Here is a 20,795-nt window from a genome sequence, read left to right as displayed (position 1 = left end):
CGGCCGCTACAGCCAGCGTGCGCGCTTCAGCCCCACGTAGATGCCGCCCACGATGCAGCCCATCAGCACGATCATTGCCGGATACGCCCACGGTCGGCTGAGTTCGGGCATGTGGGTGAAGTTCATGCCGTACCAGCTGGTGAGCAGGGTGGGTGCGGCGAGCATCGCGGCCCAGCCGGCGAGCTTCTTCATCACTTCGTTCTGGCGCAGGCTGACCAGCGACAGGTTGACGTTGATCGCCGCGGTGAGCATTTCGCGCATCGCGCTGATCGCCTCGTTGACGCGAAAGGCATGGTCGTAGACGTCGCGGAAATAGGCGCGCAGTTCCTCGGGGATCAGGTTCGGGTACAGCCGGATCAGCTGCTGCACGATGTCCTGCAGCGGCGCCACCGCCAGCCGCAGCGTCATCAGGTCGCGCTGCATGTCGTACAGGCGGCGGATCGTGCTGCTCTTGAAGGTCTCGCCGAAGATGTCGTGCTCCAGCTGCTGCACCTCTTCGCGGAAGTCGCGCACGATCGGCAGCAGGTTGTCGACGATGAAGTCGAGCACGCCGTAGAGTCCGTAGCTGGGGCCGTTGGCCAGCAGCTCGGGGGTGTGTTCACAGGTGCGCCGGGCCGGCGCGTACGACAGCGAGGCGCCGTGGCGCACGGTGACCAGGTAACGCGGGCCGAAGAAGATGTGCGTTTCGCCGAACGCCAGCTGGCCATCGATCAGCTGGGCGGTCTGCACCACCAGGAACAGCGAGTCGCCATAGGCTTCGATCTTGGTGCGCTGGTGCGCGGCGTGGGCGTCTTCGATGGCCAGGTCGTGCAGGCCGAATTCGTCCTGGATCTTCAGCAGCAGGGCTTCGTCCGGTTCGTGCAGGCCGACCCAGACGAAGGTGTCCGGTTCGGCCAGTACATCGCTGATCGCATCCAGCGTGACGTCGCCGATGCGGCTGCCGTCCTGGCGATAGGCGATGCAGTTCACCACCATGGGCTGGTCGGTGCGCGCCACGGAGTCTGCTGGAGGCGAAATCGGATTCATGCCGTGCATGATGCCCCCCGTCCGCGGGCGGGGCAACGCGGATCAGCGGCGGTGGCGCAGGCTCCAGGCCAGGGCGAGCCAGACCGGCAGCGCAAACAGCAGCCACGGCTGGTTCTGCTGCACGGTACCGGGCAGCAGGTGCAGCAGCACCGCGACCATGCAGGCCAGCAACTGGATCGCGATCACGCCATCGATGAAGCGCGAGGCTGCCAGGCCGCGGCGCGCGCGCCACAGCGTCGGCAGCAACAGGAAGGCCAGCGGATTGAACAGCAGCAGGTTGGCGTTGGCCCAGGCCGAGTGATGGCTGGTCAGCGTCCACAGCGCCAGCAGCACGATGCCGACCAGGCCCGCGGCAACGAGGTAGATCGTGCCGAGCAGGGCGTAGCCGGTGGGCCAGTGGCGACGGCCCAGCACCAGCAGCGCCGCCAGCAACAGCCCGGCCAGCGCCAGGGGCAGGCGCAGGTCGGGCGGCACGGTCGGTGGCACGTCGAGCCGGTTTGCCGAAACCAGTTGCTCGCCGATCACCAGCGGACGCAGGCCGCCGTGGCCGTCGTCCACCTTCACTTCGCGCAGTTGCGACTGCAGCACTTCGGGCAGGAAGCTTTCCCGCCATGCATCGAGCGGCTGGTCCGCATACGGCCCGAGGCCGAGGTCCAGCACCAGCATCAGCCATGGCTGGCCGCTCATCAGGCGATCGGTCTGCTGGCGGTAAGTCATGCCGCCGGCGCGTGCTTTCATCTGCGTGGCCAAGATGCCGCCGAGCGCCTGGTTCAGCGCATCGCGGACGCGGGTAGTGCAGTTGTCCGCGTAGTAGTCGTAGTTGTAGCCCGCGTTCTCCGGGCGCAGGTTCCACAACAGGAAGTCGCGCAGCGCGGCGGCCTGGTTCGCATCGAGCGCCAGCGGCTGGCGAGTGATCAAGCGGCCGGCCTCGACGTAATAGCTTTCGTCCAGGCTGGTCGGCGCCGCATCCATCAGATAGTGCATGCGGCCGCGGGCGAAGTTGAGGAAAAAGTTCGCCTCGTTGAAGTCGAACACGCCGTAGTTGAAGCTGACCGCTTCGCCGGAGACCGTGTCGCGCACTTCGATGGCATCGTGGCCGAAGCGCTCCCAGTAGGTTTCACCCGGGCCGTAGGTGACCAGTGACACTTCTAGGTTCGCTCCCGGCGCGTTGGCCACGCTGGCGTGCGCCGGCGCGATGGCCAGCCACAGGGCGAAGAGCAGGAACGCGAGACCGGTTTGTCGCATGGGTTCAACCTTGTCGTGGTGCTGCGGGAACGGGCCCGGTGATCCGGCCCCGCGCAGCGGGCGTGAGGGAGTCTACCGGCGCACCACGCGGAAGCCCTGCACCCGTCGATCGTCAGCCTCGGTAACGTGGAACAGGTAGTCGCCGATGCTGACTTCCTCGCCGACCTCGGGCAGGTGGCCGAACTCGGAGGTGACCATGCCGCCCACGGTGTCGTACTCCTCGTCGGAGAAGTCGGCGCCGGTCTGTTCGTTGAAATCCTCGATCGGCGTCAACGCGCTGACCAGCCAGTCGCCGCCGGGCTGCACGTGCATCAGCTCGGGTTCCTCCTCGTCGTCGTGCTCGTCGTCGATCTCGCCGACGATCTGCTCGAGCACGTCCTCGATGGTGACCAGTCCGGCGACGCCGCCGTATTCGTTGACCACCAGCGCCATGTGGTTGCGGGTCAGGCGGAATTCTTCCAGCAACACGTTCAGCCGCATCGACTCGGGGATCAGCACGGCCGGGCGCAGGATCGCGCGGATGTCGAAGTGTTCGGCGGCGCCGAAATACTTCAACAGGTCCTTGGCCAGCAGGATGCCGAGGATTTCGTCCTTGTCCTCGCCGTGCACCGGGAAACGCGAGTGGCCGGATTCGACCACGGCGGCGAGGATGTCGGGCAGCGGTGACTCGGCCGCCAGCATCACGATCTGTGCCCGCGGCACCATCACGTCGTCAACGCTGAGTTCGGTGACCTTGATCGCACCCTCGACCATGGTGAGGGTGTTCACGGACAGCAGTCCGTTGGTCTGGGCGGAGCGCAATTCCTCGATCAGTTCGTCGCGGTTGCGTGGCTCGCCGGAAAACATGTGGCCCAGTCGATCCCACCAGGTTCGGTGGGCCGGGCCGCTGGTACTGCCGGGGTCGTCGCTCATCACTCGTTGGGATTCTGCCCGGAAACGGGCGGAAGCCCGATTCTAGCGGAAAAGTCGCGATGGTTCAGGGTACCAGCGCGCCGTTGCCCCTTCCCCTGCGCACATGGGAGGTTGGCGACCGGAAGGAGTCCTTCAGGTGAGGGGGTTGCTCCGGGGGGGGGGCGGTGAAGATCAACAGCGAACCCCGCCCCGGCCCTCCCCTGCTTTGCAGGTGAGGGAGCAAGCACGTCAGGCGTAGGGGTCGGCAATGCCGAGGCCGGCCAGGATGCGGGTTTCCAGCGCTTCCATCGCCTCGGCTTCGGCGTCCACGAGATGGTCGTAGCCGAGCAGATGCAGCACGCCGTGGACGGTGAGATGGGCCCAGTGGTCGCGCGGTGCCTTGCCCTGTTCGGCGGCCTCGCGCAGCACCACCGGCGCGCAGATCGCCAGGTCGCCGATCAGAGGCAGGTTCATGCCGGGCGGCAACTCGGCGGGGAACGACAGCACGTTGGTGGCGTAATCCTTGCCGCGGTAGTCGCGGTTGAGCGCGCGGCCCTCGTCGGCGTCGACGATGCGGATCGCCAGCTCGACGCTCTTCCGGCGTCTGGCGCCGCGCAGCGCCGCCTCCACCCAGCGGCGGAAACTGGCCGACGCGGGCAAGCCGGCGCGCGGCACGGCGTAGCCGACGGCGAGGATCACCGGCGCGCTCATTCGCCGCCCTCGTCCTTCTGCTCGAACGCCTCGTACGCCCGCACGATCTTGGCCACCAGCGGATGGCGCACCACGTCGCGCGAGGTGAAGAAGGTGAAGCTGATGCCGTTCACGCCCCGCAAGACCTCGATGGCCTGGCGCAGGCCCGAGCGCGTGCTGCGCGGCAGGTCGACCTGGGTGACGTCGCCGGTGATCACCGCCACCGTGCCGAAGCCGATGCGCGTCAGGAACATCTTCATCTGCTCGACCGTGGTGTTCTGCGCTTCGTCGAGGATCACGTAGGAATCGTTCAAGGTGCGCCCGCGCATGTAGGCCAGCGGCGCGATCTCGATCACGTTGCGCTCGATCAGCTTGGCCACCTTCTCGAAGCCGAGCATCTCGTACAGCGCGTCGTACAGCGGGCGCAGGTAGGGATCGACCTTCTGCGACAGATCGCCGGGCAGGAAGCCCAGCTTCTCGCCGGCCTCCACCGCCGGGCGCACCAGGATCAGCCGCTGCACCCGGTTCGCCTCCAGCGCTTCGACCGCGCTGGCCACGGCCAGATAAGTCTTGCCGGTGCCGGCCGGGCCCACGCCGAAGTTGATGTCGTGGCTGGCGATCGCGTGCAGGTAGCGCGCCTGGTTCGGTCCGCGGCCCTTGATCACGCCGCGCTTGACCTTGATCACCACTTCCTGCGCTTCCCCGGCGTCCGCTTCGGCGATCGCGTCGACGCCGGATTCGGCCAGGTGCAGGTTGATCTTCGCGCCGGTCAGCGCCTCGTCTTCGGTGCTGGCATACAGCGCACGCAGCACTTTTTCGGTGGCCTTGGCGGGGGCGTCCGCGCCGAGCACCTGAAAGATGCTGCCGCGGTGGTTGATCTCCACGCCGAGGCGCAGTTCGATCTGGCGCAGGTGCTCGTCGAACGGCCCGCACAGGTTGGCGAGGCGGGCGTTGTCTTCGGGGTCGAGGGTGAAGTCGCGCTGGTTGAGTTCGCTCATAGGGGCGCGAGAGTAGCGCGCCGCTGCCGGAAGGGCCATTGCCGAAAGCCCGCATGACCAGCAATTTGCAAATAATTAATTGATGAATTAATTTGCGCGCATGACCACCTCGAACAAGCGCGCAAAAGCGGGTCGCCGTGCCGGGCGACCCAGCGGCGACGACCAGGACTTGCGGCGGCGCCTGCTGGATGCGGCGATCGCCCAGTTCGCGCGCACCGGGATCGCCGCCACCTCGCTGCGGGCGATCGCCACCGAGGCAGGCGTCACCCCGGCAATGCTGCATTACTACTTCGGCGACAAGGCGCGACTGCAGCAGGCGGTGATCGACGAGCGCCTGCTGCCGGCGCTGGCGCCGCTGCGCACGCAACTTGAACATGCCGGGGACGATCCGGCCACCCTGGCCGAGGGTTTCGTGCGCGGCATCGGCGAGCTGGTCGCGCAGCATCCCTGGCTGCCGCCGCTGTGGGTCCGCGAGGTGCTGTGCGAAGGCGGCGCGCTGCGCGAAGTGCTGTTCACCCAGGGCGTGCCGGGGGTGCCGCAGCTGCTGGCGCAACGCTTCGCGGCGGCGCAGGCGGATGGACGGCTGAATGCGGCGCTGGACCCGCGCCTGCTGGTCGTCTCGCTGGTCGGATTGACCCTGTTTCCCGCCGCGGGTGCGCCGATCTGGCGACGCGCGTTCGGCGCCGAAGAGCTGGGGGCCGAGGTCATGCCCAGGCACACGCTGGCCTTGCTCGGACACGGTATTGGCGCGGCAGTACCCGGAGAAACCGCATGAAGATCGCCGCTGTGATTTGCCGGTCGCTGGCGGCCGTGCTGCTCGCCATCACCGCCGGTTGCGGCAAACAGCCGCCGCAGGCGCTGGGCACGCTTGAATTCGACCGCATCACGCTGCCCGCGCCCGCCGCCGAACGCATCGTGGCGGTCGACGTGCGCGAGGGCGAGCGGGTCAAGGCGGGCCAGCCGCTGCTGCGACTTGACCCCGCGCATGCCGGTGCCCAGCTCGCGGCCGCCGAAGCCCAGCTGCAACAGCAGCGCGAAATATTGGCCGAGCTCGAAACCGGCCCGCGCAGCGAGGACATCGCCAAGGCGCGGGCGAACCTGGCGGCGGCGCAGGCGCAGGCGCGTGAAGCCGGGGCGTACTACCACCGCCTGCTTCCGCTGAAGGGCCAGAACTACGTGGCCGCGGCCGATCTGGATCGCGCCCGCGCCGCGGCCGGCAACGCCGACGGCCAGGTGGCCGCTGCCGGCGCGGCCCTCGACGAACTGCTGCACGGCACCCGTGCGGAACAGCTCGCGCAGGCGCAGGCGGCAGTCGCGGCGGCGCAAGCGGAGGTCGATGCGCAGCGGGTGCTGCTGGGCAAGCTGGCCATCGTGGCGACGCGCGCCGGACGGATCGACAGCCTGCCGTACAATCTGGGCGACCAGGCGCCGGTGGGCGCGCCGGTGGCGATCCTGCTGGCCGGCGACGCGCCATATGCACGCATCTACGTGCCGGTGCAGCAGCGCGCGGGCATGCATGTCGGCGATGCGATCCGGGTCTTCGTGACCGGCCGCGAACAGCCGTATGCCGGCACGGTGCGGATGATCCGCAGCGAACCCGATTTCACCCCTTATTACGCGCTGATCGGCGACGACGCGGCGCGGCTGAGCTATCTGGCCGAAGTGACGCTGGGTGGGGACGCGGCGGACCTTCCCGCCGGTCTGCCGGTGCGAGTCGAGTTCCACGGGTCCGCAAAGTGACCACCGATGCCGGCAGCGTGGCGATCCGCGCCCGCGGACTGACCAGGCGCTTCGGCAAGCTGGTCGCGGTCGATCACGTCGACCTCGAGGTGCCGGCAAAACGTGTCTATGGCTTCCTCGGCCCGAACGGCTCCGGCAAGTCGACCACGATCCGCATGCTGTGCGGCCTGTTGACGCCGACCGATGGCGAGATCGAGGTACTGGGCTTGAAGATTCCCGCGCAGGCCGACGAGTTGCGTCCGCACATCGGCTACATGACCCAGAAGTTCTCGCTGTTCGAGGACCTCAGCGTGCGCGAGAACCTGGAATTCCTGGCCGCGATCCAGGGCGTGCCGAAGGCGAAGACGAAGGGCCGCATCGACGAACTGATCGGGCAATACCACTTCGGCGACCGACAGCAGCAGCTCGCCGGCAGCATGAGCGGCGGCCAGAAGCAGCGCCTCGCGCTGGCCTGCGCGGTGATCCACGAGCCTGAGCTGCTGTTCCTGGACGAGCCGACCAGCGCGGTCGATCCGGAATCGCGCCGCGACTTCTGGGAGAAGTTGTTCGAGCTGACCGACAACGGCACCACCTTGCTGGTGTCCACTCACCTGATGGACGAGGCCGAGCGCTGCCACCGGCTGGCGATCCTCGATCGCGGCGCGCTGGTCGCCGACGGCACGCCGCGCGAGCTCACCGCCGAGCTGGACGGACGCACCTTCGTCGTCGACACCGCCGACCCGCGCGCGGCTCAGCGCGCGCTGGTCGAACTGCCGGGCGTGCTCGGCGTAGCCCAGGTCGGCAACACCTTGCGCGTGCTGGTCGCGGAAGACATCGGCGACGTGACGCAACGCCTGGACCAGGCACTGGCGACCGCCGGGCCGAAAGCCGACGTGGTGCCGGCGCCACCCAGCCTTGAAGACGTGTTCGTCGCCGCCACGCGCAAGGGCGACGCGCACGGGGAGCGCACTGCATGAACTGGCGCCGGCTGTGGGCGATCGTGATCAAGGAGCTGCGCCAGATGCGCCGCGACCGCGTCACGCTGGCGATGATCATGGCCATTCCGGTGATCCAGCTGGTGTTGTTCGGCTATGCGATCAACACCAACCTGCGCGGGCTGGCCACCGGTGTCGCCGACCAGGCCGACACCGCCGGCTCGCGGGCACTGGTGATGGACATGCTGGCCACCGGCGTGGTCGCGCCGGTCGCGAAAGCGGACACGCCGCAGGAACTGATGGCGATGATCCGTGCCGGCAAAGTCAGCATCGGCATCGTGGTGCCGCCGGATTTCGAGCGCCGCCGCATCGACGGCCGCGCCGTGGCGCAGGTGCTGGTCGACGGCAGCGACACGACGGTGCAGGGCGCCGCCGCGCAGCTCGCGCAGGTGCCGATCGACAGTGCCCGGCCCGATACGCGTGCGCCGCTGACCAGCACGCCGGTGTCCGGGCGGATCAGCGTGGTCGCGTTCTACAACCCGCAGCGCAGCTCGGCAGTCAACATCGTGCCCGGCCTGATCGGGGTGATCCTGACCATGACGATGGTGCTGTTCACCGCCATTGCGATCGTGCGCGAACGCGAGCGCGGCAACATGGAGTTGCTGATCGCCACGCCGCTGACCCGTTCCGAACTGATGGTCGGCAAGGTGCTGCCGTATGTCGCGATCGGGCTGGTGCAGACCAGCGTGATCCTGGCGCTCGGTATATGGCTGTTCGAGGTGCCGATCCGCGGCAGCGTGCTCGACGTGTACCTGGCGTCGAGCCTGCTGATCCTCGCCAACCTCACCCTGGGCCTGCTGATCTCCACCCGCGCGCAGTCGCAGTTCCAGGCGATGCAGATGATGATCTTCGTGTTCCTGCCGTCGATCCTGCTGTCCGGTTTCATGTTTCCGTTCGCGGGCATGCCGCGGGTAGTGCAATGGATCGCCGAGGCGCTGCCGCTGACCCATTTCCTGCGCCTGATCCGCGGCGTGATGCTGCGAGGCGCGGGGCTGTGGGAAATGTGGGGCGACGTGCTCGCGCTGGCCGTGTTCACCGTGGCGATGATGGCGCTGGCGATCCTGCGTTTCCGCAAGCGGCTGGATTGAGCCACTCCGTCGCCGCCGGCTACAGGGCTCGATGCATCACGTAGAGATCGGTGGGGCCGAGCTGCGCGTGACGAAAGGCGCCGGGCACCTGGCCGACGATGCGAAAACCGTGGCGCTGCCACAGCCGCACGGCGCTGGTGTTGCTGGCCACCACGGCATTGAACTGCATCGCGCTGAAGCCGCCCTGGCGCGCCTGTTCCAGCGAGTGTTCGCACAAGGTCGACGCAATGCCCTGCCGGCGTGCCTGCGGCGCCACCATGTAGCTGCCGTTGGCCACGTGGTCACCGGGGCCCATCTGGTTGGGCGCCAGCCGGTAACAGCCCAGCGCCTGGCCGTCGCGTTCGGCCACGAAACAGCGTGCCGGGGGCGTGGTCCACATGGAGCGGGCCTGTTCGAGGGTGATGTCGCGCGGATAGGTGTAGGTGTCCCCGCCGGCGGCGATCATCTGGAAGAACGGCCACACGCGCACGAACTCGTCCGCGCCGATTTCCCGGATCACCAGCCCGCTCATGACGCGAGTGCGGCGACTTCGTCGGCCAGCTTCACCCGCCCGCGCAGCGAGTTGCTCATCGCCTCGGTGATCTCCACCTCGACGAACTGGCCGATCAGGCGCGGATGACCGGGGAAGTTGACGAAGCGCATGTTCTCGGTGCGGCCGGTCAGTTCGCTGGCGTCGCGGGTGCTGGGCTTTTCGACCAGCACGCGCTGCACGGTGCCGACCATCGCCTGGCTGATCGCTTTCGCATTCGCGTTGATCGCGGCTTGCAGACGGGACAGGCGCTCATGCTTTTCACTGGCCGGCGTGTCGTCGGCGAGGTTTGCCGCCGGCGTGCCGGGACGCGAGGAGAAGATGAAGGAGAAGCTCTGGTCGAAGCCGATGTCGTCGATCAGCTTCATGGTCTTGTCGAAATCCTCGGCAGTCTCGCCGGGGAAGCCCACGATGAAATCGGATGACACGCAGATGTCCGGCCGCACCGCGCGCAGCTTGCGGATCTTCTGCTTGAACTCCAGCGCGGTGTAGCCGCGCTTCATCGCGGAGAGGATGCGGTCGGAGCCGGCCTGCACCGGCAGGTGCAGGTAATTCGCCAGCTGCGGCACGTTGGCGTAGGCCTCGATCAGCGAGTCGGAGAACTCCAGCGGATGCGAGGTGGTGAAGCGGATGCGGCCGATGCCGTCGATCCGGGCGATCGCGTGGATCAGCACGGCGAGGTCGGCGATGCCGCCGTCGAAGGTGGCGCCGCGATACGCGTTGACGTTCTGGCCCAGCAGGTTCACTTCGCGCACGCCCTGGGCGGCGAGCTTGGCCACCTCGACGATCACGTCGTCGAATGGACGGCTGAGTTCCTCGCCGCGGGTGTACGGCACCACGCAGTAGCTGCAGTATTTCGAGCAGCCCTCCATGATCGAGACGAAGGCGGTGGGGCCTTCGGCGCGTGGCTCGGGCAGGCGGTCGAACTTCTCGATCTCGGGGAAGCTGATGTCGACCTGCGGCTTGCCGCTGGCGCGCTGCTGCTCGATCAGCTGGGGCAGGCGGTGCAGGGTCTGCGGGCCGAACACCAGGTCGACGTACGGCGCGCGCTTGACGATGGCGTCGCCTTCCTGGCTCGCCACGCAGCCACCGACGCCGATCAGCACCGGCTTGCCGTCCTTCTTGTGCTGCTTCCAGCGGCCGAGCTGGCTGAACACTTTTTCCTGCGCCTTCTCGCGGATCGAGCAGGTGTTGATCAGGATCACGTCCGCCTCGGATTCGTCCTGGGTCAGCTCCATGCCGTGCGACGCCTTCAGCACGTCGGCCATCTTGGCCGAGTCGTACTCGTTCATCTGGCAGCCGTGGGTCTTGATGAACAGTTTCGGAGGCGTCGGGTTGCCGCTCATGACTGGGGATACCGTGGTTCGTGAGGCACGGGGTGCCATCGTGTGAACCGCGCAGTTTACCCGCGCGGGCGCCCGCCTGCCAGTAATTCGCCATGCCGGATCAAGCACTTGCGGCTCGTCGACCGGCGGTCCGATGCCGCTGCCGCAGTTCCGGCCGTGCACCGGCCTGCGGCCCGGAACGCTGCATGGCGCACGAAATCGCCGCTGCGGACTTGGCGCTGGCGGCACATGGCGGCACACTGCGCCCATGTTCGACGTCGCAGGTCACGGGGGAAGCGTCGGTCGACTGTTCCGGGGCTTCCCATTACGCACGATCCTTTGCGGGGTCGCGCTGGCCTGCGGCCCGCTGTGGTGGCTGTCGGCCCGGGCCGGCGTGCTGTATCAGTGTACCGGCGCCAATGGCGAGACGGCGTACAGCAGCAGCAAGGTCGGCTATCACGGTTGCCGCGCGATCAGCAGCTACGCCGCGCCCGCATTCCGGCGCAAGCCGGCGCCGCGTCCGCGGGTGTCGCTGACCGGGGTGTCCTCCGCGGTGACGACCTCGGCCCGCAAACTGGTGGATGGCAGCGTGGAAGCCGCGGCGCTGACCAACGTTCGGGGAACGGTCGAAACCAGCGCGACACCGATCGGCCCTGCACCGGCCGGCAAGGTTTCCCTGGCCGCCGTGCAGGGCTCGGTGGCCACTGGGGCAAGCGCGATCGGCGGCCCCGCCACGGCCGTGCCCGGCCAATGGAGTTACCGCGAGACGCCGGCCCCCGTCGCTGCGTCGGCGGCGACCGGGCCAGCGCCCGACAAGGTGTTGCGTGGTGCGGTCTACCGCATCGTGCGGGCGGATGGCAGCGTGGAATACACCAACCTGCCCCAGGTCGGTGGCGCGCGCGGCCGCGCCGTCACCATGCTGTTCACCTATATCGCCACCTGTGCCGCATGCAACCTGCATTCGACGGTTCGCTGGGGCAGCGTGGCGCTCAACCTGACCGCGTATGCGGACACGATTCGCGCCGCCAGCCTGGAATATGGGGTCGACGAGGCGTTCCTGCGGGCGATCATCCATGCCGAGAGCGCGTTCAATCCACGCGCCTTGTCGATTGCGGGCGCGCAGGGACTGATGCAGCTGATGCCCGGTACGGCGGGCGACATGGGCGTGCTGGACGCGTTCGACAGCGACCAGAACATCCGCGGCGGCGCACGCTATCTCAGCCTGCTGCTGCATGACTTCAACGGCGACGAGCGACTGGCCGCCGCGGCCTACAACGCGGGCCCCGGTGCCGTGCAGCGCTACAGGGGCGTGCCGCCGTATGCGGAGACCCAGGTCTACGTGGAGCGGGTGGGCACCTTGCGCAAGCGCTACGGCGCGGCGATCCACCAGCCGCTGGCTGCGCGGGGGCCGGGCTCCGCGCCCTGAGCCGGCAGGTTCCCGCCGGCTGCCCTCAGTCGCCGGACAGCGCGTTCGTGCCCATCGCGGGTCGTTGCGCCACGGTGGCCTCGGCGTGGAACGGGCTGCCGTTGCGCAAGCCCGAGATCTCGACCTTGCTGCCCGGTTTGAGCGCCGCTTCGGAGCGGCGCAGGCTGGCCGGATCGAGGATGTCCTCGCTGCCGAGGCGCAGCAGGATGTCGCGTGGCTTGATGCCGGCCAGGGCGGCCGGACTGCCCGGATAGACGTTGGTGACCAGCGCGCCGCGGGCTGCCGCCGGCAAGCCGCTGTTGGCCGCGACCGGCACGAAGGCGTAGTCGGCGCCGAGCCAGCCGCGCACCACATGTCCGGTGGCGATGATCTGGTCCAGCACTTTCTTCGCGGTGGTGACCGGTATCGCGAAGCCGATGCCTTCGGCGCCGGCGGCCTTGCCGATCAGCAAGGTATTGATGCCGACCAGCTGGCCCTCGGCGTTGACCAGGGCGCCGCCGGAATTGCCCAGGTTGATGGCCGCGTCGGTCTGGATGAAATCCTCGGCGCTGGAGCTGTTCAACTGGCGGCCGATCGCGCTGACGATGCCCATGGTCACGGTCTGGTTGAGCCCGAGCGGGTTGCCGATCGCCAGCACCACGTCGCCCGGCCGCGGGTCTTCGCTGGCGATCGGGATCACCGGCGGATTGCTGGCGTCGATCTTCAGCACGGCAAGATCGGATTCCTCGTCGGCGCCGACCAGGCGGGCCTGGGCGATGCGGCCGTCATACAGCAGCACCTGGATGTCGGCCGCATGGGCGATCACGTGATTGTTGGTCAGCACGTAACCCTGGGCGTTGACGATCACCCCCGAGCCCAGCGTCTGTTCCCGATGCTGGTAGGTCGTCGGCTGGCCACCGAACAACTGCTGCAGCACCGGGTTGTCGTACATCCGCACGGCCTGCTCGGTGACGATCTTGTTGGCGTAGATGTTGACCACCGAGGGCGCTGCGGCGGCCACCGCGTCGGCGTAGGACACGGGCCCGTTGCCCACGCGGGGCTGGCTGGCCGCCGGCGCGTGCACGGACTCGGTCAGCCCGAAGCGCGCCCGCAGCCGCTCGCCGCTGCCCGGCCAGAACAGGCCGACCACGAAGGCCATGGCCAGTCCGAGAATGGCGAAGCGGGCAATGAACAGGAGCGTGCCGGCGGCATGTTTCATGTCGGAGGATGGGTCCCGGCGATCGTGGCGAGTGGTGTGGCGGCTGGACTTCGCCGTGATGCCGTTTATTGTACGGGGCAGGGCCTGACGCTACACTAACGCGATTTTTGCAGGCACCAAAACGCCTGTGTCTCAATGGCAAGCAATGTAATCCGGAGAGCCTGATGGCGAACGAAGTCGTCGATCATGGCCGCCGCCGTTTCCTGACAGCAACCACTGCGGTGGTTGGTGGTATCGGAATCGTGTCGGCGGCTGTGCCCTTCATCAAGTCGTGGGAACCCAGTGCGCGCGCCAAGGCCGCTGGCGCTCCGGTTACCCAATCGCTGGCCAAGATCGAGGCGGGGCAATTGCTGACCGTATCGTGGCGCAGCCTGCCGGTGTTCGTGCTGAACCGCACGAAAGCCCAGCTGGCGACCCTGCCGATGGTGGACTCGCGCCTGGTCGACCCCAAGTCCGACGGCGCTTCCGCCGACCAGCAGCCGAAGTACGCGCAGAACGAAGCGCGCTCGATCAAGCCCGAATGGCTGGTCATGATCGGCATCTGCACGCATCTGGGCTGCGTCCCCGACTTCGTGCCGGAGATCAAGCCCGAGCCGTTCGATCCGGAGTGGAAGGGCGGTTTCTACTGCCCCTGCCACAAGTCGCGTTACGACCTGGCCGGTCGCGTGTTCCAGGGCGTTCCGGCGCCGAAGAACCTGCCGGTGCCGCCGTATCACTTCATCGATGACAGCACCATCCAGATTGGCGTGGATCCGAAGGAGGCTGGCTAATGGCCAACGTATTCACGAGAGTCGGTGACTGGGTCAACGAACGCGCACCCGGCATGGCGCCGATGTACCGCGCGCACATGACCGAGTACTACGCGCCGAAGAACTTCAACCTCTGGTACTACTTCGGTTCGCTCGCCCTGCTGGTGCTGATCAACCAGATCGTCACCGGCATCTTCCTCACCATGAACTACAACCCGAGTGCGGCGGGAGCCTTCAACTCGGTCGAGTACATCATGCGTGACGTGGAGTGGGGCTGGCTGATCCGCTACATGCACTCCACCGGCGCCTCGCTGTTCTTCGTGGTGGTGTTCCTGCACATGTTCCGCGGCATCATGTACGGCTCGTACAAGAAGCCGCGCGAGCTGGTGTGGCTGCTCGGCATGCTGATCTTCCTGGTGCTGATGGCGGAAGCCTTCATGGGCTACGTGCTGCCGTGGGGCAACATGTCGTTCTGGGGCGCCAAGGTGATCATCTCGCTGTTCGGTACCATTCCCTACATCGGCAACACGCTGGTGGAATGGATCATGGGCGACTTCCTGCCCGCCGACGCCACCTTGAACCGCTTCTTCGCCCTGCACGTGATCGCGCTGCCGATCGTGCTGCTGCTGCTGGTGGTGCTGCACATCGCGGCCCTGCATGAAGTGGGCTCGAACAATCCCGATGGCGTGGAGATCAAGAAGGGTCCCAAGGGCAACCGCTGGGATGCGCTGAAGCCGGCCGACGGCATTCCGTTCCATCCGTACTACACGGTGAAGGACCTGGTTGGCGTGGGCTTCTTCCTGCTGATCGCAGCCTTCATCATCTTCTTCGCGCCGACCTTCGGCGGCTGGTTCCTCGAGCACGACAACTTCATCCCGGCGAACAACCTGGCGACCCCGTCGCACATCAAGCCGGTGTGGTACTTCACCCCGTTCTACGCGATCGTGCGCATGATCCCGTCCTTCCTCGGCTCCGCCGTGTGGGGCGTGCTGGCGATGTTCGGCGCGATCGCGGTGCTGTTCGCGCTGCCCTGGTTCGACCGCGGCAAGGTCAAGTCGATCCGCTACCGCGGCACCGGCTTCAAGGTGGCGCTGGGCCTGTTCGTGGTGTCGTTCATTGCGCTGGGTGCGGTTGGCGCGGGCATCACCGCCGAGGTGATCCCGGTCTGGTTCGGCGATGTCGACGTGACGTTCTGGGAAAACCTGTTCGGCCGCCTGATGACGCTGGTCTACTTCGGCTTCTTCGCATTCCTTTGGGTCTATACACACTTCGGCTGGGAAAAGACCAAGCCGGTTCCGGAACGGGTGACGACGCATGACTAAGCGGCAGCTGCTAATGAAGCGATACATCTTCCCGGTGGCGTTGGCGTTCGGTCTGATCGTCGGCAGCGCCTCGGTGCAGGCGTCGGAAGAGGGCGGCCTGCCGCCCGCCGGCACCAACGTGCAGGACCAGGCTTCGCTGCAGCGCGGCGCCAAGCTGTTCTTCAACTACTGCGTCGGCTGCCACTCGCTCAAGTACATGCGTTACGAGCGGATCGCCAGCGATCTGGGGTTGACCGAAGCCGAAGTGATGGAAAACCTCAATTTCACCGGCGCCAAGTTCGGTGAGCCCGTGGTTTCCCACATGCCGGCGGAGATGGCGGCCAAGTGGTTCGGCAAGGCACCGCCGGATCTCTCGCTGGAAGTGCGCGCCAAGGGTGCGGACTGGGTCAACGCCTACCTCAACTCGTTCTACCTGGACCCGAGCCGTCCGGTCGGCTGGAACAACACGGTATTTCCGAACGCGTCGATGCCGTTCCCGCTGTGGGAATTGCAGGGCCTGCAGACGGCCGTGATGACCGAGGCCAAGCCGGGCGAGGATGCGAAGGTCGAGAAGCTGGTGCTGTCGCAACCGGGCAAGCTGACCCCGGCGCAGTTCCAGCAGGCCAGTCGCGACCTGACCACGTTCCTGGAATATGCCTCCGAACCGGCGGCGCTGGAGCGTCATCATTACGGCATCTGGGTACTGTTGTTCCTGGCGTTCTTCACCTTGCTGGCAGCCATGCTGAAGAAGGAATACTGGAAGGACGTTCACTGAAGCCGGATGGCATCAACCGACTGCGGCGGCCACGAGCCGCCGCAGTCGTCTCACCGATGGGGAAATGCGCATGGTCCCAAGCGCTCGCTCGCGTACCGTATTGACGCTCTACACCACCGCCGATGACGTGCAATGTCACCGCGCCCGGCTGGTTCTTGCCGCCAAGGGGGTCAGCTACGAACGCGTCCTGGTTGATCCGGCACGTCCTCCCGAGGACCTGATCGACCTCAATCCCTACGCCAGCACGCCGACCCTGGTCGATCGCGACCTGACCCTGTTCGATACCTCGGTGGTCTGCGAGTACCTCGACGAGCGCTACCCGCATCCACCGCTGATGCCGATCGATCCGCAGTCGCGGGCGCGGCTGCGCGTGGCGGCCGTGCGCATCGAGAAGGACTGGCTGGTCGAAGTCGACATCATCCGTGCCGGTGGCCGGCCGGCGGACGCGGCGCGCAAGCGCCTGCGCGAGCACCTGCTGGCTTCCGTGCCGCTGTTCAAGGCGGCGAAGTTCTTCCTCAATCCCGAAATGAGCCTGGCCGATTGCCTGGTGGCGCCGGTCATCTGGCGACTGCCGTGGCTGGGCGTGGATCTGGGCAGGGAAGGCAAGCCGCTGATCGATTACGGCGAGCGGTTGTTTCACAGTCAGGGTTTTGCGCGCAGCATGACCGATCAGGAAAAGGCAATGCGGCAGGATCATGAGCAAGAATGAAGTAGTTCCAATGACGTCCAATCGGCCGTATCTGCTGCGGGCGATCTACGACTGGATCAGCGACAACGAACTGACCCCCTACATCCTGGTGGATGCGACGTTTGCCGGCGTGCGGGTGCCGCCGCAGGTGATCAAGAACGGCCAGGTCGTGCTGAATCTGGCGATGCGGGCGGTGGCGAACCTCGACCTGGGCAATGACTGGATCAGCTTCCAGGCACGTTTCTCCGGCGTCAGCCAGTCGATCCAGATTCCGGTGCTGGCCGTGCTGGCGCTGTACGCCCAGGAGAACGGCCAGGGCATGATGTTCCCCGCCGACGAGGAAGGTGGTGACCCGCCACCGTCCGCTCCCGAGCCGGACGACAGTACGCCGGGCCACGGTGGCGCCGAGGATGCGGGTTCCCGGCCGAAGCGCAGCGCGCCGCATCTGCGGGTGGTGAAGTAGCGCGGAGATTCATGGCCCTGCGCCGCCGAGGCCAGGGGCGGGCAAGTGGCGCCCGCCGGGTCAGTTCAGGCGATCAATCCGGCGCGGGCGCAGCGGCACCACGTTGTCGGTCCGGTTGGCCAGGGTTTCGTGGGGCTGCAGTTCGATCACCGGGAGGCTGAGGCCGCTGAGGCTGTTGCCCAGCATCCACAGCCGGCACGGCTCGCGATCGTGGCCGTCGATGCTCACTTCGAAACCGTAGCAGCGCTCGACTCGCAGCAGGCCGTCGACCCGGCGCAGCCGCAGGGCGCGCAGCCCGACCGTTTCATCGAGCAGTTGCAGGCCGTGTTGCTCGCACTGGCGCCGAGCCTCCAGCACCGCCCGGTCGCGGGCGGCGCTGAGCTTCAGCCACGCGGCCACGATGGCGACAAGGGCGAGCAGCAGCAGGAGGTTGAAGACGTCGCTCATGCCTTCAGTGTGTGGGTGCCGTCGATGCAGTGCAAGCTGCCGGAGCCGATGGCCCGGCCGTCGCTCCGGTCAGTCCAGCTGCAGCCGCAACGACAGGTCGACCGCGTGCACGTGCTTGGTCAGCGCGCCGACCGAGACGAAGTCCACGCCGGTGCGGGCGTACTCGCCGATCGTCTCCAGGTCGACGTTGCCGGAGACTTCCAGCGCCACCCGGCCGGCGGTGCGGGTCACCGCTTCATGCATGTCCGCCAGCGAGAAGTTGTCCAGCATGATGCGGTCCACGCCGGCCTCGAGGGCCTGTTCCAGCTCATCGAGATTCTCCACCTCGATCTCCAGCAGCAGGCTGGAGTGCGAGCGGCGCGCCGCCGCGACGGCGGCGGCAATGCTGCCGGCGGCGATGATGTGGTTTTCCTTGATCAGGATCGCGTCGTACAGCCCGATGCGGTGGTTGTGGCCCCCGCCGCAGCGCACCGCGTATTTCTGGGCGATCCGCAGGCCCGGGATGGTCTTGCGGGTATCGAGCACCCGCGTGCCGGTGCCGGCCACTGCCGCCACGTAGCTTGCGGTGAGGGTGGCAGTGGCGGAAAGCAGTTGCAGGAAGTTCAGCGCCGAACGTTCGGCGGTGACCAGCGAGCGGGCATGGCCGGACAGCCGGCAGATCACCGTGCCTGGCGCCACGCGCTCGCCGTCACGGACCTGCCAGTCGATCCGCACCGCGGGATCGAGGCGGCGGAAACAGGCGTCGAACCAGGCCGTACCGGCGATCACGGCAGCGTCGCGGCAGGTCAGTACCGCATGAGCCCGGGCATCGACGGGTAGGAGATCCGCCGTCGCGTCGCCTGCGCCGAGATCCTCGGCGAGGGCACGTTCGACATCCAGGGCAATCTGATCGGCGGCAGGCGGCGTGAGCGGTGAAGGCTGGGTCATTCGGCGGGGTTGTCTGCGGGGGCCGGGTTGTCCGGCTGGCTGAGCTTGCCCACGATCGCGCTCATCGCCCGGTCGAACAGCGCGTTCGCGGCGAGCACGCGAGCCTGGCCATCGGTCATCAGCCCGGTCAGTTCCTGCGGCGAGTAATCGGCCACCTTCAGGCCGCGCCGGTTGACGAACAGGTAGCGGCCGCTCATCGGGCTGATCCAGGACAGCTTGGCGCGGGTCATGGCCTCGTCGGGCAGGCAGAACTCCAGCCAGGTGCCGGGTTGCAGCGCCAGCACCTGATGCCATTCCGGGCTGTCCAGCGGAACTTCGGCGACCTCTTCCTCGAGCTCTTCCTGCTGCGAGTTCCGGCTTTCGATGATCGGCTGGATGTTGTCGGGAATCGCCAGCATCGCGGCGTCTTCCTCGACGGTGACGACCTCGGCCGGACCGAGCGTCTCGCCAAGTTGCTGACGGTAGTACGTATGCAGCTGCGCCAGCAGGCGCTCCACGTCCTGTTCCTGGAACGCCACGTTGGCCAGGCCTTGCCGCAATGCCCGCTCGATGCCCGGAAGCATCTGGCGCAGCGTCTGCTGGCTCTGGACGTCATGCGGCGTGCGCGTGCTGGCGATGAATTCGTCGATGAAGCGCAGGGCGCTCTTGAAGGCAGGCGAATCCTCGCCCTCGCGCAACAGGGTGAGCACCAGGTGATTGGCCCAGGCCCTTGCCAGCACGCCGTGGACCAGCGGTGGCAACTTGTTCTCGCCGATGCGATCGAGGATCTCGCGGGCGGCACGACGGCGCGCCTGCTCGAGCTTCTCGCGACCGCGGGTCGACTCGGCCACGCGCTGCTCGGCCAGTTCGGAGCGACGCTTGTTGGCATCCTGGAACTGCTGCAGATCGACCAGCAGGCGGTCGAAGATGCCCATGTCGTCGTCGAAATCGTGCAACAGCTGATCGACGATCCATTTCACCTTGTCGTGCAGGCGCTGGTCGCGATCGGATTCCTGCGACCAGCTCTTGGCCTGCTCGGCCAGGCAGTCGAGCAGGCGTCGCGCCGGGTGCTGGCGATGGGCGAACAGCTTGCGGTCGAGGATCGCCGCCTTGAGATAGGGGATCTGCAGGCGTGCCAGCATGACCTGCATCGCGGCGGGCAGGTTGCGGTCTTCGAGGATGAATTCGAACAGCATGCCGACCAGGTCGATGGTGTCCTCATCGATGGTGGCGACATGACTGGGCTTCTCGCCACGCAGGGCGCCAAGCTGGGTCAGCAACTGACCCTTCAGCTGCAGCACCTCGCGGCTCAGCTCCGCGGCGTCATCCGGCTGCGCATGCGGCAGCGGTCCGGCACTGGCGATCTGGCTTTGCAGCACGCTCAAGGCGCCGAGCAACTCGTTGGCCGACGGCAGCGGACCACTGGGCAGGTTCGCCGCGCCCAGGCCGACGCCGGCGTGCGGGCGCCGCGCGCTGAACAGGGCATGCAGGGTCTGCAGCAGGTCGCTCGGGATGTCGCCAGCCTCGTCGACGTTGCCACTGGCGACGCCACCGGCGGGATCGACGCCTCCGGCCTGGGTGCCCGCCGGGCCCGGCTTGGCATTGCCGCCGCGCATGATCTCGTGGCGCAGCTGCGGCAATACGCCGGCGCGCACCAGCTCGGTGTTGATGTCCTGGTAGAGCTCTTCCAGGCATGACAGCACGTAGCGATCGAACAGCTTGTAGATGATCAGCTTGACGCGCATGTCGGCGCTGAGTTCGTGCAGGGCCTGGCGGAAGGCCTGGGCCAGCACCGCCGGCCCCACCGGGTTGCCGGCATCGTCCACCTTGTGGCCGCCGCAGATCACCGACAGCCGCTGGTTGACCGAGAACAGATCGCGCGACAGCCGCGATTCGTTCTTGCCGATCATGCTGGTGATCGCCAGCGACTCTTCCAGCTCGTTGTCCGCCACCAGCGAAAGCTCGACGCCACCGAGTGATGCCGGGACGTTCGTCGGTTCCGCCTTGGGCGGATGGGCCAGCTCGGCAATGCTGCGGCTGACCGCGCCGAGGAAGTTGCGTTCCACCGACGGCCGGCGCTTGCGCACCTCGCGCATGCCGTCGAAATAATGCATCTGGGTGGCGTTGTTTTCGGCCTTCTCGGCCAGGTCGAACAGGGCGTCGTCGACATGCTCGAACGCGTTGCCGGTCCACTGCTGCAGGTGCTTGCCGGCGATGTTGCGAACCGCGCTCAGCAATTCGCCCACGCGCTCGCTGGCCGGGTCCATGCGCTGGCTCAGACTGACGACTCGTGGCGTATCGGTGGCTTCATTCATCGCCAAACCCCTGAAACATGG

The 20,795-nt window shown here is 67.2% G+C and carries 21 protein-coding genes; 10 read left to right on the top strand and 11 right to left on the bottom strand.

What is annotated here, in order from left to right; translation table 11 throughout:
- Positions 1–6 precede the first annotated feature (6 nt).
- The 5 genes from ABNK63_RS12335 to ABNK63_RS12315 form a co-directional block, all read right to left on the bottom strand.
- The gene (locus tag ABNK63_RS12335; protein WP_083845972.1) at positions 7–1,035 is read right to left on the bottom strand and encodes a magnesium and cobalt transport protein CorA; all 1,029 of its coding nucleotides are present in this window, start codon (positions 1,033–1,035) and stop codon (positions 7–9) included.
- 33 nt (positions 1,036–1,068) lie between these two features.
- Entirely contained in the window at positions 1,069–2,271 is a 1,203-nt protein-coding gene (locus ABNK63_RS12330; RefSeq protein WP_350015790.1) for a DUF4105 domain-containing protein, read from the bottom strand.
- A gap of 72 nt (positions 2,272–2,343) precedes the next feature.
- A complete protein-coding gene (locus ABNK63_RS12325; protein WP_350015789.1) occupies positions 2,344–3,183 on the bottom strand; it encodes a transporter associated domain-containing protein in 840 nt (279 codons plus the stop codon).
- A 228-nt stretch (positions 3,184–3,411) separates the two neighbouring features.
- Positions 3,412–3,873, bottom strand: coding sequence for an rRNA maturation RNase YbeY (gene ybeY / locus ABNK63_RS12320; RefSeq protein ID WP_350015788.1), 462 nt, complete (start codon positions 3,871–3,873; stop codon positions 3,412–3,414).
- Positions 3,870–4,850 carry a PhoH family protein gene (locus ABNK63_RS12315; RefSeq protein WP_007807956.1) on the bottom strand — a complete coding sequence of 327 codons (981 nt, stop codon included), beginning with the start codon at positions 4,848–4,850 and terminating at the stop codon, positions 3,870–3,872. The genes ybeY and ABNK63_RS12315 overlap by 4 nt, the downstream gene beginning before the upstream one ends.
- 100 nt (positions 4,851–4,950) lie before the next feature.
- Between ABNK63_RS12315 and ABNK63_RS12310 the strand changes: the two genes are divergently transcribed.
- The 4 genes from ABNK63_RS12310 to ABNK63_RS12295 are packed head-to-tail and all read left to right on the top strand — an operon-like array spanning position 4,951 to position 8,652.
- On the top strand, positions 4,951–5,625 hold the full coding sequence (locus ABNK63_RS12310) for a TetR/AcrR family transcriptional regulator (RefSeq protein WP_350015787.1): 675 nt from the start codon (positions 4,951–4,953) through the stop codon (positions 5,623–5,625).
- On the top strand, positions 5,622–6,590 hold the full coding sequence (locus tag ABNK63_RS12305) for an HlyD family efflux transporter periplasmic adaptor subunit (protein WP_350015786.1): 969 nt from the start codon (positions 5,622–5,624) through the stop codon (positions 6,588–6,590). Before ABNK63_RS12310 ends, ABNK63_RS12305 begins: the two co-directional genes overlap by 4 nt.
- A 23-nt stretch (positions 6,591–6,613) precedes the next feature.
- Positions 6,614–7,546: an ABC transporter ATP-binding protein gene (locus tag ABNK63_RS12300; protein ID WP_350017220.1), complete on the top strand. Its 933-nt coding sequence runs from the start codon at positions 6,614–6,616 to the stop codon at positions 7,544–7,546.
- Positions 7,543–8,652 carry an ABC transporter permease gene (locus ABNK63_RS12295; RefSeq protein WP_007807963.1) on the top strand — a complete coding sequence of 370 codons (1,110 nt, stop codon included), beginning with the start codon at positions 7,543–7,545 and terminating at the stop codon, positions 8,650–8,652. The genes ABNK63_RS12300 and ABNK63_RS12295 overlap by 4 nt, the downstream gene beginning before the upstream one ends.
- 19 nt (positions 8,653–8,671) lie before the next feature.
- Here ABNK63_RS12295 and ABNK63_RS12290 read toward each other — a convergent pair whose 3' ends face one another.
- Complete coding sequence (locus ABNK63_RS12290) at positions 8,672–9,163, bottom strand: GNAT family N-acetyltransferase (protein ID WP_350015785.1); 492 nt, start codon at positions 9,161–9,163, stop codon at positions 8,672–8,674.
- Entirely contained in the window at positions 9,160–10,527 is a 1,368-nt protein-coding gene (gene miaB, locus ABNK63_RS12285) for a tRNA (N6-isopentenyl adenosine(37)-C2)-methylthiotransferase MiaB (RefSeq protein ID WP_350015784.1), read from the bottom strand. The genes ABNK63_RS12290 and miaB overlap by 4 nt, the downstream gene beginning before the upstream one ends.
- A gap of 247 nt (positions 10,528–10,774) precedes the next feature.
- Between miaB and ABNK63_RS12280 the strand changes: the two genes are divergently transcribed.
- Positions 10,775–11,932: a lytic transglycosylase domain-containing protein gene (locus ABNK63_RS12280; protein WP_350015783.1), complete on the top strand. Its 1,158-nt coding sequence runs from the start codon at positions 10,775–10,777 to the stop codon at positions 11,930–11,932.
- Positions 11,933–11,957: 25 nt separating this feature from the next.
- Here ABNK63_RS12280 and ABNK63_RS12275 read toward each other — a convergent pair whose 3' ends face one another.
- A complete protein-coding gene (locus tag ABNK63_RS12275; protein WP_350015782.1) occupies positions 11,958–13,130 on the bottom strand; it encodes a trypsin-like peptidase domain-containing protein in 1,173 nt (390 codons plus the stop codon).
- A 164-nt stretch (positions 13,131–13,294) separates the two neighbouring features.
- Here ABNK63_RS12275 and petA point away from each other — a divergent pair, with 164 nt between their 5' ends.
- The 5 genes from petA to ABNK63_RS12250 all read left to right on the top strand — a co-directional run bounded on the left by petA (position 13,295) and on the right by ABNK63_RS12250 (position 17,106).
- Positions 13,295–13,900, top strand: a complete 606-nt coding sequence (gene petA, locus ABNK63_RS12270; RefSeq protein ID WP_007807968.1) for a ubiquinol-cytochrome c reductase iron-sulfur subunit — start codon at positions 13,295–13,297, stop codon at positions 13,898–13,900.
- A complete protein-coding gene (locus ABNK63_RS12265; protein ID WP_007807969.1) occupies positions 13,900–15,201 on the top strand; it encodes a cytochrome bc complex cytochrome b subunit in 1,302 nt (433 codons plus the stop codon). The genes petA and ABNK63_RS12265 overlap by 1 nt, the downstream gene beginning before the upstream one ends.
- 13 nt (positions 15,202–15,214) lie before the next feature.
- A complete protein-coding gene (locus ABNK63_RS12260) occupies positions 15,215–15,955 on the top strand; it encodes a cytochrome c1 (RefSeq protein ID WP_007807970.1) in 741 nt (246 codons plus the stop codon).
- A gap of 70 nt (positions 15,956–16,025) precedes the next feature.
- Complete coding sequence (locus ABNK63_RS12255) at positions 16,026–16,664, top strand: glutathione S-transferase N-terminal domain-containing protein (RefSeq protein WP_007807971.1); 639 nt, start codon at positions 16,026–16,028, stop codon at positions 16,662–16,664.
- 10 nt (positions 16,665–16,674) lie between these two features.
- Entirely contained in the window at positions 16,675–17,106 is a 432-nt protein-coding gene (locus ABNK63_RS12250) for a ClpXP protease specificity-enhancing factor (protein ID WP_007807972.1), read from the top strand.
- A gap of 60 nt (positions 17,107–17,166) precedes the next feature.
- On the opposite strand, the gene ABNK63_RS12245 is transcribed toward ABNK63_RS12250, so the two are convergent.
- The 3 genes from ABNK63_RS12245 to ABNK63_RS12235 all read right to left on the bottom strand — a co-directional run bounded on the left by ABNK63_RS12245 (position 17,167) and on the right by ABNK63_RS12235 (position 20,774).
- Positions 17,167–17,553 (bottom strand): DUF3301 domain-containing protein, encoded by a 387-nt coding sequence (locus tag ABNK63_RS12245; RefSeq protein WP_007807973.1) that lies wholly within the window; start codon positions 17,551–17,553, stop codon positions 17,167–17,169.
- Between the two features lie 69 nt (positions 17,554–17,622).
- A complete protein-coding gene (nadC, locus tag ABNK63_RS12240; RefSeq protein ID WP_007807975.1) occupies positions 17,623–18,480 on the bottom strand; it encodes a carboxylating nicotinate-nucleotide diphosphorylase in 858 nt (285 codons plus the stop codon).
- On the bottom strand, positions 18,477–20,774 hold the full coding sequence (locus ABNK63_RS12235; protein ID WP_350015781.1) for a DUF1631 domain-containing protein: 2,298 nt from the start codon (positions 20,772–20,774) through the stop codon (positions 18,477–18,479). The genes nadC and ABNK63_RS12235 overlap by 4 nt, the downstream gene beginning before the upstream one ends.
- Positions 20,775–20,795: the final 21 nt, after the last annotated feature.

Source organism: Rhodanobacter sp. IGA1.0 (assembly GCF_040208325.1).
GTDB lineage: Bacteria > Pseudomonadota > Gammaproteobacteria > Xanthomonadales > Rhodanobacteraceae > Rhodanobacter > Rhodanobacter spathiphylli.
This window is presented reverse-complemented; position numbering and strand designations above follow the sequence as displayed.